The sequence below is a fragment of the Rothia aeria genome (assembly GCF_016726365.1).
GTDB classification, from domain to species: domain Bacteria; phylum Actinomycetota; class Actinomycetes; order Actinomycetales; family Micrococcaceae; genus Rothia; species Rothia aeria.
In genome coordinates this window covers 1,443,717-1,458,108 of record NZ_CP068102.1, presented here as the reverse complement: position 1 = coordinate 1,458,108, position 14,392 = coordinate 1,443,717, and the positions used below count along the sequence as shown (strand labels likewise).

At 54.4% G+C, this 14,392-nt stretch carries 14 protein-coding genes; 6 read left to right on the top strand and 8 right to left on the bottom strand.

Annotated elements, in window-relative coordinates; translation table 11 throughout:
- Nucleotides 1-50: 50 nt before the first annotated feature.
- The 5 genes from I6I94_RS06215 to trxA all read left to right on the top strand — a co-directional run bounded on the left by I6I94_RS06215 (nt 51) and on the right by trxA (nt 5,137).
- On the top strand, nt 51-551 hold the full coding sequence (locus I6I94_RS06215; protein ID WP_006887432.1) for an NUDIX hydrolase: 501 nt from the start codon (nt 51-53) through the stop codon (nt 549-551).
- A 27-nt stretch (nt 552-578) separates the two neighbouring features.
- Complete coding sequence (gene murJ, locus I6I94_RS06210) at nt 579-2,246, top strand: murein biosynthesis integral membrane protein MurJ (protein ID WP_201620509.1); 1,668 nt, start codon at nt 579-581, stop codon at nt 2,244-2,246.
- A gap of 103 nt (nt 2,247-2,349) precedes the next feature.
- Nucleotides 2,350-3,519, top strand: coding sequence for a hypothetical protein (locus I6I94_RS06205; RefSeq protein ID WP_006887417.1), 1,170 nt, complete (start codon nt 2,350-2,352; stop codon nt 3,517-3,519).
- Between the two features lie 229 nt (nt 3,520-3,748).
- On the top strand, nt 3,749-4,795 hold the full coding sequence (gene trxB, locus I6I94_RS06200) for a thioredoxin-disulfide reductase (RefSeq protein ID WP_201620508.1): 1,047 nt from the start codon (nt 3,749-3,751) through the stop codon (nt 4,793-4,795).
- A 15-nt stretch (nt 4,796-4,810) separates the two neighbouring features.
- Entirely contained in the window at nt 4,811-5,137 is a 327-nt protein-coding gene (gene trxA / locus I6I94_RS06195; protein ID WP_006887416.1) for a thioredoxin, read from the top strand.
- Nucleotides 5,138-5,499: 362 nt separating this feature from the next.
- On the opposite strand, the gene I6I94_RS06190 is transcribed toward trxA, so the two are convergent.
- The 8 genes from I6I94_RS06190 to rpmH form a co-directional block, all read right to left on the bottom strand.
- Nucleotides 5,500-7,104 carry a ParB/RepB/Spo0J family partition protein gene (locus I6I94_RS06190; protein ID WP_201620507.1) on the bottom strand — a complete coding sequence of 535 codons (1,605 nt, stop codon included), beginning with the start codon at nt 7,102-7,104 and terminating at the stop codon, nt 5,500-5,502.
- Between the two features lie 153 nt (nt 7,105-7,257).
- Complete coding sequence (locus I6I94_RS06185) at nt 7,258-8,097, bottom strand: ParA family protein (RefSeq protein WP_006887405.1); 840 nt, start codon at nt 8,095-8,097, stop codon at nt 7,258-7,260.
- Nucleotides 8,098-8,421: 324 nt separating this feature from the next.
- Entirely contained in the window at nt 8,422-9,057 is a 636-nt protein-coding gene (rsmG, locus tag I6I94_RS06180) for a 16S rRNA (guanine(527)-N(7))-methyltransferase RsmG (protein WP_023133404.1), read from the bottom strand.
- A complete protein-coding gene (locus tag I6I94_RS06175) occupies nt 9,058-9,597 on the bottom strand; it encodes a Jag family protein (RefSeq protein WP_006887424.1) in 540 nt (179 codons plus the stop codon).
- 49 nt (nt 9,598-9,646) lie between these two features.
- Nucleotides 9,647-10,678: a membrane protein insertase YidC gene (yidC, locus tag I6I94_RS06170; protein WP_128087265.1), complete on the bottom strand. Its 1,032-nt coding sequence runs from the start codon at nt 10,676-10,678 to the stop codon at nt 9,647-9,649.
- A 55-nt stretch (nt 10,679-10,733) separates the two neighbouring features.
- Nucleotides 10,734-11,159, bottom strand: coding sequence for a membrane protein insertion efficiency factor YidD (gene yidD / locus I6I94_RS06165; RefSeq protein WP_006887440.1), 426 nt, complete (start codon nt 11,157-11,159; stop codon nt 10,734-10,736).
- Complete coding sequence (gene rnpA, locus I6I94_RS06160; protein WP_232018688.1) at nt 11,152-11,511, bottom strand: ribonuclease P protein component; 360 nt, start codon at nt 11,509-11,511, stop codon at nt 11,152-11,154. The genes yidD and rnpA overlap by 8 nt, the downstream gene beginning before the upstream one ends.
- Nucleotides 11,512-11,600: 89 nt before the next feature.
- Entirely contained in the window at nt 11,601-11,738 is a 138-nt protein-coding gene (rpmH, locus tag I6I94_RS06155) for a 50S ribosomal protein L34 (RefSeq protein WP_006887407.1), read from the bottom strand.
- Between the two features lie 456 nt (nt 11,739-12,194).
- Here rpmH and dnaA point away from each other — a divergent pair, with 456 nt between their 5' ends.
- A complete protein-coding gene (gene dnaA / locus I6I94_RS06150; protein ID WP_371518447.1) occupies nt 12,195-13,997 on the top strand; it encodes a chromosomal replication initiator protein DnaA in 1,803 nt (600 codons plus the stop codon).
- The last annotated feature ends 395 nt before the right edge of the window (nt 13,998-14,392 follow it).

The following is a 14,392-nucleotide window of genomic DNA, read 5'->3' as shown; positions in this document are numbered from 1 at the left end:
CCGCGGGCGCGAACAACCCAAAAAGCCCCCGTATCGGTTAAGGTAGAACCATGAGCTTTCCCGTACCGCGCGCACCCAAGATGCGAACTCTGTTAACCGCGTCTTACACGCCGGTACACCGTGAAGTATCCGCTGGAGGCATCATCATAGACTTCGCGCGCCAGAGTCTGCCTGCTGCCATTATTGCGCGCATTAACCGTGCCGGACGCGTCGAATGGTGTCTGCCCAAGGGGCATATTGAAGAAGCAGAAACCCTTGAAGAGGCTGCACAACGCGAAATTGAAGAAGAAACCGGGATACGTGGTGATATCCTGCACTCACTCGGTAACATTGAATATTGGTTCACCTCTTCCGGGCAGCGCATCCACAAAACGGTGCACCACTACCTGCTGAAGGCAACCGGAGGGGAAATCACCATCGACAACGACCCCGACCACGAGGCCGTAGATGTGGCCTGGGTACCGTTCACGGATCTTAACCGCAGGCTATCGTTCGCTAACGAGCGGCATATTGCCGACCTCGCCCGCGAATTCATCCAGTCACGGCTCTAAACCTACGCTACGCACAGGAGGCACCAGTTGGCACGAACAGACGCGCTCGCAAGCGCGATCATGGCTGCCGGAACGCTCGTATCCCGAGTGCTCGGACTAGTCAGGACGGTTCTTATTACCGTCGCCATCGGCTCCCTCTCAACCGTCGGCGACGTGTTTGAGGTCGCCAACACCCTCCCCAACCTCATTTACGTGCTGGTTGCCGGGGGCGCGTTTAACGCCGTGCTCGTGCCGCAGATCATTAAAGCCGCCAAAGCCCAAGACGGTGGGGCGCTGTACATTTCGAAGCTGGTAACACTCACCGTCACCGCTATTGGGCTGATTACGGTCATTATGGTCGCCTGCGCGTGGCCCATTATTGATGTGATGGGCTCCACCTGGACACCGGAGCAGAAACAATTAGGGGTCATTTTCTCGCTCTGGTGTTTGCCGCAGATCTTCTTCTACGGCCTGTATACCGTCATCGGGCAGGTGCTGAACGCTAAAGATGCGTTCGGAGCCTACATGTGGTCGCCGGCGCTGAATAACGTCATCTCCATCATCGGCCTGCTGGTGTTCATTGTTATGTTCGGGGCGCAGAACACCACCATTAACCCGCCGCTGCACTCGGTTGAGAACTGGACCAGCGCCCAAACGGTTGTGCTTGCAGGTACTACTACCCTCGGCATCGCCATGCAGGCCCTCGTGCTGTTTATCCCCCTACGCCGCCTGGGGATGCATCTGCGCCCCAATTTCGGGTGGCGCGGCATTGGACTACGTGAACCCGCTAAACTCGCCGCTTGGACGCTTGCAGCGGGCGCTGTGGCTAACCTTTCCTTCATGTACATGAACCAGGTTGCTGCATCTGTGGTTGGTGAACGTGCCCGCTATGCGGAGATGGGCATCCAAATCCCCGGCCTGCAGGCCCTCAACTACGCCTCAATGCTGTATATCCTCCCGCACGGTGTGATTGGTATGTCCATCGCTACCGTGCTCTTTAACCGGATGAGCGCCTCCGCCAGCGCCGATGATAGGGACAGCGTCATCCACGCCGTCTCTCACGGGCTGCGTACCTCCGGGGTGGCCACCATTTTCTGCGCCGTGGCGCTTATTGTCCTTGCCGGGCCGGTCGCTATCCTGTTCAGCGGCGGCGACCGGGTGGCGGCCACTATTATTGCCAAGCTCATTGTCATTATGGCGTTAGGCACCCCCACACTCACCGTCACATTCCTGTACGGGCGTGTACTTTACGCCCGTGAAGACGCCCGCACCCCCTTTAAAATCCAGTTGTTCTCGGCCTCCATCATGGTAGTGATGAGCTTCAGCGCCTCCCTGTTGGATGCCCAGTACACCGTTTACGCGTTGGCGTGTATCTATCCTGTGCACAATATTTTGCTCACCGGTATTAGCCATTACCTGGTGAAACGCCGCCTTGGCTATTACGGGCAGAAACGTATCTTGAGCGTGTACGCCCGCGCCACCTTCGCAGCTGTTTTCGCTGCCGGGGTGACCGCCGGGGTCCTGTGGCTGCTGGGCGGGTACAGCGCCAGCGGTTTCGCCTGGGCATCGAAAATCAGCGCCATTATTACCCTGATTGTGTGCGGGCCGGTCATGCTCGGCTCTTACATGGTGGGGTTGCGGGTTTTCCGGGTGAAAGAAGCCGACGCGCTTTTCGCACCCATCACACGTAAACTGGGAAGATTAGCACGCCGTTAGGTCGGCAAAACCGCTGAAAACCCACAGAACCCGTTAAGCCGGGTAAACTTTTGATAGAGAACAGCCCTGAACTGGGCGTACGAGCGAAAATTCGGGAGAGCACTTGTCTCAGCAGATTCCGGTAGGCACGGTACTCGGTGGCCGCTACGAGATCACCGCACAGATTATCGTTACCGCCGAGACAGATATGATTCTCGACGGCATGGATCAGATTCTCAGCCGTAAAGTGTCGGTGGTCGTTGCGTCCCCGGCACGCAGCAACCTGCTTGAGAACAACTCGCGTGTGCTCAATGAGAGCAACCCCTACAGTTTCCAGATGCTCGATATGGGTATCACCCCCGAAGGCAGCAAGTACCTCATTACGTCGTACACCGCCCCCTCAGTGCTGTTGGATGCGCTGTTGACCGAGCAGCGCTCACTTTCGGACGTGTACGATGATGAAGCCGCCTTGGGTACCGAAATTTTTGGTGCGACCGTGCCGACTCAGCCCGCCGCAATGGAGGTTATTGGCGCCATTAAAAGCTGGGATGGTAACCCTATTCAGCCGGAGATGGGCGGCGGCATGTACCCCGGCGGGGACCTGTACGACGATGATGAGGACGATGAAGATGACGGCCGCCGCGGTACGTGGGTGATCGTTCTCGCCGCCGTACTGCTGCTGCTGATTGTGGCCGGTGCCGTGCTGATTTCGCTCACGGGTATTGGGTCGTCTAAAACCGCGGAGCCAAAGCCAGCCAAGTCTACATCCGCCTCAGCCTCGGCCAGTGAGGGTGGCGAGAGCCCCTCCCCCACTCCCAGTCCGGAAACCACCTCAAACGCCCCAGCGAAGATCGCCACCGTGGCCCGCCTAGTGCCGAATAACCCCACGTTCATGTCTGAGACGGATGCGAACCTACCCAAGCTTGCGGACAATAACCCCGCTACCGTGTGGATGAGCTACGGCTTTGGGAGCGGTAAGCTGGCTGTTCCGTTCGCGCTGTCTGCCAAACTTCAAACTCCCACGGTTGTTTCTAAGGTGACGATGCAGCAGAACACTGGTACCGGCGGGGCGTACACCGTGTACGTGAACAACCAGAATTCCCTCAACGGGGCCACCGAGGTGGGTAAGGGAACGTTTAATGGGAAAGACGCCGTGGTTGAGCTGGATACTTCCAAGCAGAGCGCAGATAAGGGCGGGTATGTGATTATTCAGTTCACTGAGGCCCCGAAGCTTTCACAGCCCATCTCAATCTACCCGTACGGGCTGCGTCTGGCCGAGTTGAAGGCTGAGTAGCCCAGTCTCTTTTCTCTCCCCTTATGCCCCGCAGGGATGCTCACACCGTTGAGCGTCTCTGCGGGCTTTTGTATGCGCCGTAGTGCCCCAGTGTGGTGTTGGCGGGCTGAGATGCCTAAGTCTGTTAGAAAACGTAACGTATGGCATACCGAGGCCCGAAATGGAATAATCAAAGGAACTATCACGTTTATGTGGCACGATATCAATAATTGGGACGAAAGAGAGAAAAATGAGCACCAATACAACAACCGGTGGCCTTTTTGGTAATGCCGCGCTTGGAGGTGTACGTCTTGGCGCCGCATCAACGAAACCTGAGGGTGCGAGCACATCTGCCGCCGAGCAGGGCGAGCAGACGGTGCACAATGTCATTATTGTGGGTGCGGGCCCCGCAGGGTATACGGCGGCAATTTATGCCGCCCGCGCTAATCTCTCACCCGTGCTGTTTGCCAGCTCCGTATCCCCCGGTGGTGCTCTTATGAACACCACCGAAGTTGAGAATTTCCCGGGTTTTATTGAAGGTATTCAGGGCCCCGAACTCATGACGAATATTGGTGCACAGGCTGAGCGTTTCGGCACAGATATTCGCTACCAGGATGTTGAGAAACTTGACCTTACCGGCGAGGTGAAAAAAGTAATCCTCGCGGATGGTTCGGTGCATCTGGCAAAGACTGTAATCCTCTCAACCGGTTCGGAATACCGCAAGCTCGGCGTTGAGGGTGAGGATCGTCTTTCCGGCTACGGCGTATCCTGGTGCGCAACCTGTGACGGTTTCTTTTTCAAAGAAAAGGATATTGCCGTGGTAGGCGGCGGCGACTCAGCACTTGAAGAGGCACTGTTTTTGACCACCTTTGCCCGGAAAGTCTATATTATTCACCGCCGTGATTCGTTCCGCGCATCCGATATTATGCAGAAACGTGCTTTTGAGAACCCGAAGATTGAGGTCCTATGGGATTCTGAGGTCAGTGCCATTGACGGTGATTCGAACCTTGAGAAGGTAACTCTGAAGAACACGAAAGATGGTTCTGAGCGCGAGCTGCCCTTGAACGGGCTCTTTATAGCCATCGGTTCAGACCCCCGTGTTGATATGGTCAAAGATCAGCTCACGCTCAGTGAGCAGGGCACGATTGAGGTTCAGGGACGTTCTTCAAAGACTTCTGTCCCGGGCGTATTTGCTGCCGGGGATGTTATCGACCCGACATATCGTCAGGCAATTATCGCTGCGGGCTCCGGTGCCGTGGCGGCGCTTGATGCGCAACACTATATTGAAAATATGTAAAGAGGAGGCAGAACAATGAGCTCGGTTAAGCAGGTTACTAACGCTACGTTTGACGCTGAGGTGCTCAAAAGCAGCAAGCCCGTAATTGTGGATTTCTGGGCTGAATGGTGCGGGCCCTGCCGCCTAGTGGCTCCGGTTATTGAGGAGATTGCCGCTGAATATGAAGGTAAAGTAGATGTGGTGATGGTAGATGTAGAAGAAAATGGTGATATTGCACTGAAGTACAATATCACTTCCATCCCCGCAATTCACCTTTTCAAGGACGGCGAACTCGTCAAACCGACCGTAGGTGCTAAGGCTAAAAAAGCTCTGCTCGCAGAATTTGCAGAGTACATCGACTAAATCTCTTCGCACGTTGGGGGCGGATGTTTCACGTGAAACATCCGCCCCCATTGTGTTTCTAGCACTTTACCCACACCTATTCAGTTCTGGGCACATGATATGCACAGGGGATAGATATACGGTCTACTGCAACAGGAAGCCCCCATCCCCCGCTTCTCCCGTTCTGGCAAGGACTGCACCCTGCAGAAGGCCAGAGTGATCAGGTGTGGTTATCTTCTGCCGATATTGTTCTTAGCTATGTCCAGTTCACTCCGGTCTGACACGTTAGCGGAGGTAATCTCAGAAGCACCGTATCAGCACGACGATTAAAAACAGAGGTGGTGATGTTTCACGTGAAACATCACCACCGGCGCTGACTACACCTAGTTTTCGAAGTTAGTATCCAGCGTCTTAATAATCCGGTTCAGATCATCGACATTGGCGAATTCGATTGTCATCTTTCCCTTACGTGCACCCAGACTTATCTTTACCGAGGTATCCAGCTTATCGGCAAAGGCATCGGCGATATAGTCCAGACGCTCCCGATGTTTCTGCGGGCGAGGTTCCTTCCGCTGTTTCTTGTCCTCTGCGCCGGATGCTGCGGCTACCAGTTCTTCAACAGCACGCACCGATAGGCCCTCATTAACGATCTTCTGCGCCAAAGTTTCGATCTGTGCTTGATCTGTGAGCATGAGCAGAGCGCGGGCATGACCGGCTGATAAAACGCCGGCCGCTACACGACGCTGTACCAATGCAGGAAGCTTAAGCAACCGGATGGTGTTGGAAATCTGCGGACGTGACCGACCAATACGCTTAGCCAGCTGATCCTGGGTGGTACCAAATTCCTCCATCAGCTGCTGGTAGGCGGCTGCCTCTTCAATGGGGTTCAGCTGGCTCCGATGCAGATTTTCAAGGAGGGCATCACGGAGCAGATCGTTATCCTGGGTATCGCGCACAATCGCAGGAATTGTAGGAAGTCCCGCCCGCTGGGTTGCCCTCCAGCGACGCTCCCCCATCACCAGCTCATATTTCTCGTGGCCTTTTTCCCGCGATGGACGCACGACTATGGGCTGTAAAACCCCAATCTCTTTCACCGAATGAACGAGTTCATCCATATCATGTTCGTCAAAATCAACGCGAGGTTGTTTGCGGTTTGGATGAATATCCGAAATATTGAGGATCGCGAACTGCGCACCCGGAACAGGTACCAGGTCCTCAGAAGAGCTGGGGGTCTTCACTTCTTCACCAAAGAAGAAGTCAACAGGACGGCGGGTAAGAGTCGTATTACGAAGTGCCTGTCCCATATCGAGACGCTGTTTCTTTTTCAATGTTTCACGTGAAACATCCTTTGTATCGGCCGCCGGTTGAGGCGTTTCCTCAGTTGGGGCTGATTCCTGAGAAACAGCTTGGGAGGGTACCGGCCGTTCTGATTCTGCGGGCAGTTCATCGAAAAGATCATGCTCTGACGCCGATTTTTTCCCCAACGAATATGGTGCGGAGGCGGTTTTATCCTCAGCAGCTGGCGCCTTCTCCCCTGCCGCCGTGGTGTCTGCAGCAGCCTTTTTATCCGCCAAATCTGCGGCTGCTGCCGAAATTTTGTCCTTAATAGCAGACTGTGCTTTGGTGCCCTTTTCCTTCTCTTGCGTGTTATGAGGCGCCTCTTCCATCTTCTGATCGGTTGGCACAGGCAGCACTTCTTGATCGAGAATATGTTTACGGCCCAATCCGCCGCGCACCGATGAGGACTTTTTAGGAGCAGGAAGCTTCGCTAAAGAGGGTGAGGATTGTTGTTCCGTGGTCTTCTTCTGGACAGTACCGGTCTCTTGACGGCCCATACCTGCAGCCCGTTTTTTTCCTGCGGCTGCTGAGGGGCTCGTGGATCCACCTTTTTGTGTACTGGATACTTCCTTCTGCTCGGATGCGGGTTTGGTGCTATTGGGGATAAGCGCCCCTAACCCCCTACCGAGGCCCCTTCGTTTTTCAGCCATCTTTCCTCCTCATTAACGTATTCCCTCGCATATGTTCGGCAGGTTTTGGGTTACTCACTGGGTGTGCCCTTTTACTTTCCACACCGCTATTTCTGCCGTATATGAAACATACAATCAACCTTAATCGTATGTTTTTATGTGTTTTTAGTGTGCCTATCGCATGGCTACCTCGCGCGCAGCTTCCCGATACGCCTGCGCACCTGTCGATGCCGGGTCATAGGTAATAACGGTCTGCTGGTAGCTGGGAGCCTCAGAAATACGAACTGACCGAGGGATGAGGGTCTGCAAAGTTTCTGTAGGAAAATGCTCGCGCACTTCATCAGCCACCTGTGCTGCAAGATTAGTGCGCCCATCATACATGGTAAGCAGAATGGTGCTAATCCTCAGACGCGAATTCAAGTGTTTCTGAATCATCTCGATATTCTTCAGAAGCTGGCTCAAGCCTTCCAGCGCATAGTATTCGCATTGGATGGGAATTAGAATCTCGTCAGCCGAAACAAATGCATTGACGGTAAGCAGCCCCAGGCTCGGCGGGCAGTCGATTAATACGTAATCAAGGCGCGGCAGGTTATGGGACTCACGCCACGTGCTGTAATCTTCCAGGGCACCTTTAAGACGGGTTTCACGCGCCACCATTGAGACCAGTTCAATTTCAGCCCCGGCGAGGTCAATATTGGCCGGGGCGCACCACAGCCCTTCTAGATCGGGGCAGGTCTGCACAATTTCATGTAGAGGTTTGTCATCAATCAGCACGTTATACATGCTGGGGGTTTCCACATCGTGTTCAATACCGAGTGCGGTCGAGGCATTACCCTGCGGGTCGTTATCAATGACCAGCACATTCATTCCAGCCTCAGCGAGCGCTGCCGCCAGATTCACGGCGGTACTGGTTTTACCTACGCCGCCCTTCTGGTTTGAGATAGTGAGGATGCGGGTGTGTGCGGGCTTCGACAGGGTGTAAAGCGAACCGTTATCGGTTGCTTGTTCGGTCATTTTTTCTCCTCGGCGTCATGCAGTCGGGTGCCGTTTAGGGATGCGTATCGGTCGATGTTTCACGTGAAACATTCGGATTATTCCCCTTTTTCAGGCGCCGTGTGCGCGCCTGAAGGTGGGTCTCCGTCTTTTTCACTCTCTATAAGATTACCCGTAGATTTCTTTCAACACCACGCGCAAGGGGTTAAACACCGAGTATTACCCGTGAAAGTTTCACGTGAAACATCGAGGAATGGTGAAACCTGCACTCGTGACCACAACAGACAATAAAAATGGCCCCTCCCACATTGGGGAGAGGCCATCAAGTTGAGAAACAGTACCCGACTATAACTGGATGCGTACCACGGTGGTGGGCTCGTCTAACAGCCCCTCCCCCACCGTAAGAATCTCGGTCTGCCTGGCACCATAACGGTTGAGTTTTTTCTTCGTTTTTGCCACTTCCTCAGCAGCTGAACGTCCCTTGAGAGCCAGCAGCTCTCCAGTGCCGCGCAGGATCGGTAGAGTAATATCAACCAGTCCCACAAGCGCAGAGACGGCGCGAGCGGTTACCACATCGGCTTCCACCGCACCCACAGCCTGTTCAGCGCGGGAACGAAACACCGTTACGTTTTCAAGTCCCAAATCTTCCACGACCTCATTGAGCCAGTTAACGCGGCGTTCCAACGGCTCAATGAGAGTCAGTTTCAAATCGGGCCGGGCAATCGCCAGACACAGCCCCGGCAAGCCCGCACCAGAGCCAACATCCACCACCGAAGCGCCCTCGGAGATAAGTTCCTGTATTACGGCGCAGTTCAACACGTGACGCTCCCACAGGCGCGGCACCTCACGCGGGCCAATGAGTCCGCGCTCAATACCGCTGGTGGCCAGATGCTCTACGTAACGCTGTGCCAGCGGCAAACGGTCACCAAAGATTTGTTCAGCGGCAACCTGGTTTTTCCCATCCAGGGGTGTGTGCTCCATTTATACCTCCGGGAGCGAAATAACAACGTGACGGGACGGGCCCTCCCCCTCAGACTCACTGTAGAGTCCCTGCTCAGCCACAATATCGTGCACAATTTTGCGCTCATAGGCGCCCAGCGGGTTCATATGGTAGTCTTCCCCGCTTTCACGCACCTCTTCCACGGCCTGGCGGGCCGCATCAGCCAGCTGTTCACGGCGTTCTGCACGGTACCCTGCCACATCAAGGATGAGGCGGGAACGGTTACCGCTGGCGGCTAGCACCGACAGTCGCACCAGTTCCTGCAGGGCCTCCAGCACCTGCCCATTACGGCCAACCAGTTGGCGGAGTTCTTCATTGTTATCTTCGTCGTTAAGAACCGCCAGGTACGTGCGCTGGTTACGCACCTCAATATCAATATCACCGTCAATATCGGCGATATCCAGTAGTTCCTCCAAGTAGTCGGCGGCGATGTCGCCTTCTTCTTCAATATTTTCGAAGGTATTGGGACGTTCGGTGGGGGTTTCTTCGTAGGTTTCGTTTTCTTCAGTAACGTCAGTCATGGATCGGATGTCCTTTACGTGGTTGTGCGGTGGTGATGCGATGCGGCGGCTAACTCGATTTTGGCTTCTGTGAGCCGCCCGAAGAGCCTTTCTGCCCGCCCTTGCCTTTAGCGCGCTGCTGCTTTTGACGCTTCTTACTCATCGGCTGCTGACGCTGGCCTGCATTGGCACGTTCACGTGCCTCTTCCAGCTCTTTCTCGTGCTGCTCTTTAGTCTTGCCGACCGGAGGCAGACCCTTAGCGGCACGGCGCTCATTGAGTTCCTTTTCAGCCTGAGAACCTGGGGTGGGGTTATTGCGGATCACCCACCACTGCTGGCCCAGTGCCCAGAAGTTTGAGACGGTCCAGTAGTACATCACACCAAGAGGGAAGTTAATGCCCGTCACCGCGAAAATAATGGGGAAAATGTACATCATCATCTGCTGCTGACGGAACATCGGAGAGTTCAGCGCTGCCTCCGACATGTTCTTCACGCTCAGCTGCTTCTGAATAAAGAACTGGGTACCGCTCATGAGCAGAATCATGACGATTGCCTGAATTACGGTGGCGGTGTGGTTACCGTCGCCGGGGTTCATCATGGTCGAGAAAATGGGGGCGCCGAAAATGTGGGCTTCGCTGAACTGTTTCACCAGATCGGCAGGAAGCATGAGGATGCCTTCATTCGCTGCTGCCGCCCCGGAAACTCCCATGAGCACCTGGTACAAACCGAAGAAGATAGGCATCTGGGCAATAATCGGCAGGCAGGAGGCAAACGGGTTGGTGCCGTGTTTTTTGTACAGCGCCATCTGCTCCTGTGCCATCGCCTGGCGGGACAGCTGGTCTTTCTTCCCCTTGTATTTGGCCTGAAGCTTAGCGATATCGCCCTGCATGGCGCTCATACCGCGCATCGCTTTAATCTGTTTGACGAAGAGAGGGATGGTGAGGGTACGCATAACCAGGGTCAGGCAGATAATGCACAGCACCCAGGTCAGGCCTGAGGACGGATCCATACCAATGGCGGTAAAGAGGGAATGGAAAACCCACAAAACCGCCGACACTGCCCATTTAAAGGGCCAAAGAATAAGGTCAAAAATATTTGGCACGAGAGTTTTTCTCCTTTTGACTCGGCTAAGTCAGCGAAGGCCCTAGTCAGCCTTGTTAGGGGCTGGTGGGCGGATGGTTCAGAAGTACAATTTTAGGTTCTTCACCCGGGGTGAAAACGCGTTTTCCGGGTGGTACAGGGTCGATTCCGCCGGTCGCCCACGGGGTGCAGCGTAGAATGCGCCGCACTGTCAGGGAAAGCCCACCAATGGCCCCGTGGGTGGTGAAAGCTTCCAGCCCGTAGGCGGAACAGGTTGGGTAGTACCTGCACACGTCCCCGTAGAGCGGGGAGATTACTTTACGGTACGCCTTAATAAGCCCAATAAAAATATTTTGGGGCAGCGTGTACAGAGCGTGCAGCACAGAGACAGGCCGCACGAACTCGTGGGGTGCGGCATGTAGAAGAGCATCCGGGTCGCTGTGTGCGTGGTGCGTGGCGCTGCTGTGCTGGTGGAACCGTTCGTCGCGGCGGTTTTTACTCATGGTTTTGCCCCGCCCCGCGTGGTTTATGTTCTCCCGCTAGTTTCGTCAGCGCCGCTGTGAGCGCCTGCGTGTAGTCATGGTGCAGCTGCTGGTAGGTGGCGTTTTTGGATGCGGGTAGTGCCCGCACGGCAATGTAGTAGCCGTGCGGGTGGGTTTTCACGGTATCGGAAGCTGCTTCACGCAGACGACGTTTAACGCGGTTGCGGACGACGGCATTTCCCACGGCTTTTGAAACGATAAAACCTATGCGGGTTGTTTCTCCGTTTTGTTTTGCCGCAGATAGAACAATGTTCCGACGCCCTGAGCGGACACCGGAACGGATTGTCTGCGAGAATTGGACGCCCGTACGCATCCGGTGCTGTAAGGGCAGCACGTGATTCCCTTCGTTGTGGCAATCGCCCGCTAACGCTGGTGTGCGGTAGCGGGCGATTATATGGTTCGTTAGGCCGAAAGCTTTGCGCGGCCTTTGGAACGACGGCTCGCCAGGATAGCGCGACCAGCGCGGGTGCGCATACGCAGACGGAAGCCGTGTTTTTTGGCGCGGCGGCGGTTATTCGGCTGGAAAGTACGTTTGCTCATACTTTTCTCCTTGTTCTGGTGCGGGATAACCCAACATCATGCAGGCGGGTTTCCCTAAGATTTTTGTGTACAGGGGTACCCTGACTCTTCGGGGTAGGCGGTACACATATAACAGAACAACTTTAGAAGAGCTGGCGGTGTCGGTCAAGTTAATGCGGGCGTGCCTCAGGTGCGGGTGTGCATGATGCGCGCTCTGTGTATACAGTGGATAGAGGGCATCCACAGAATGTGACTTTTCAACAACCCGCACGGGTTGTGGATTTTTTCCACAGCTTTCGTATACACCGGTTTTCTCCCGTATTTTCAGGGTTTATTCCGGTTCGATATATTTTGTCCACACATAAAACCACTGATTCTACACAGGTTTTCCACACTGTGGATAACGCCTGTGGATATTGGTGTTAATCTGTGTATAGTGTGGGTAAAGTCTTAATCACCGATCGGAAGGAACCACCTGTGGGCGAAACAAATAATGATATGGTGCAGCGGTGGGCTCATGTAGTGAGTCTGCTTCAATCCGATCATCAGGTGGGGAACCGGTTACGCGGTTTCGTACATTTAGCTCATCCGCAGGCGTTGGTAGGGAACGTACTCCTTATAGCGGTGCCGAACGAATACACACGGGACACATTCCAGTCGAAACTGAAAGAGCCGTTGAAACGAGCGCTACACACCGCTTACGGGCCCGAAATTTCTGAAGCTTTTCTGATTGATGAGTCGCTCTCAGCTACCGCGGAAACATCCCCTGAAGAGGCACCTTCAACTGTTGTTAGTGCCCCGCCCGCGCACCCTCTTCCAACTGTTTCCGGTTCGTCCGAACATAGCGAACATACTTCCGGCTCTGCCTCCCCATCCCACGGGGCAGCAGAGTACGGTATACCGTCGTATGATTCTGTTTCCGGTGCTGCGCCGCGACATGCTCAGGTGCCAGCCCCCTCTGGACAGCATGTGCACACTTATGAGGCGCACCCCTATAAAGCCCCCGAGCCAAGCGGTTTTGCGGAGGTCTCCACCACTCCCCCACTGCACGAGGTAGAGGCGGAACGGGTGGGCTCAACCGATACGGCTTCTCATCACGCCACTACTGACTCGTACGTCGCAGCACCTGAGGCGCCCGCTGCTGTGCCGAATGCTGGCGGCGGTATTTTTCCGGACCAGTTACCGGCAGATCAGGCTATGCCGGATCCCTCAGCGCCTCCCGCAGCCGGTTGGGAAAGCTCAGCGCGGCTCAACCAGAATTACACTTTTGATACGTTCGTTATTGGTCAGTCCAATCGTTTCGCACATGCAGCTGCGTTTGCAGTCTCGGAGTCCCCAGCGAACGCCTATAACCCGTTGTTTATTTACGGGGATTCGGGACTGGGTAAAACCCACCTCCTGCACGCGATCGGACACTATGCTAAACACTTATACCCGTCACTGCGTGTGCGGTACGTAAATTCTGAGGAGTTCACGAACGATTTTATTAACTCGATTCGTGACGATGAGGGTTCCTCTTTCAAACAGATTTACCGCAATGTCGATATGCTTCTGATCGACGATATCCAGTTTTTGGCGGGTAAAGAGCATACGCAGGAAGAGTTCTTCCATACTTTCAACGCCCTGCATAATCACCAAAAGCAGGTTGTGATTACTTCTGATTTGCCGCCGAAGCAGCTCACCGGGTTTGCCGAGCGGATGCGTTCACGCTTCGAGTGGGGCCTGATTACTGATGTGCAGCCTCCCGAGTTGGAGACTCGTATCGCTATTTTGCGGAAGAAAGCACAGAGCGAATCGCTCAACGTTCCCGACGATGTGATGGAGTATATTGCATCGCATATTACGGCGAATATCCGCGAGCTGGAGGGCGCGCTCATTCGTGTAACGGCGTTCGCCTCGCTCAATAAGCAGCAGGTGGATTTATCGCTTGCTGAGGTGGTGCTCAAAGACCTGATTACGGATGCTGGGGGTGCCGAAATTACTGCGGCGCAGGTTCTGACGACCACGGCGGCGTATTTTGATGTGTCGATTGATGATTTACGCTCAAAGTCACGCACCCGTACGCTTACAAATGCCCGGCAGATCGCCATGTATCTGCTGCGTGAGCTAACAGATATGTCTCTGCCACGGATTGGGCAGGAGCTGGGCGGGCGCGACCACACGACGGTCATGCATGCGGTGCGGAAGGTCAGTGCACAAATGCCGGAGCGGCACGTGACGTTTAATCAGGTGACGGAGCTGACGAACAAAATCAAACAGGATCAGCGGCAGAACCGGTAAAAACAGGGATTTTCGCCTGTGGATAGGGTGTGTTTTAAACACCGCTACACTGTGGATATTAAGTGAATGATTATTCCGTGGGTGTGGAAGACCCAGAATGTATAAATATCCATGCACAATGCATCCTCAGTGTGGCATCGATTCGTCCACGTTTCATCCACAGGGAATTTCCTTGGATTTTCGCGGATTTCTAGGTTTTTCCACGATTTCCACAAGCGTTATTAACACTACTGTACTTTAAGAAAAATCCTCTTCACACAACATGATGTTCCCGTCCATCACGAACACTGCCCAACGGGTGTGACTCGAAAAACGGGTCACTATGTTCTGAGGACTTTCCGTCAGCTTACAAAAGATGTAATTACAAAAATCCTTGAGTCTTCTACCTTCTTCCA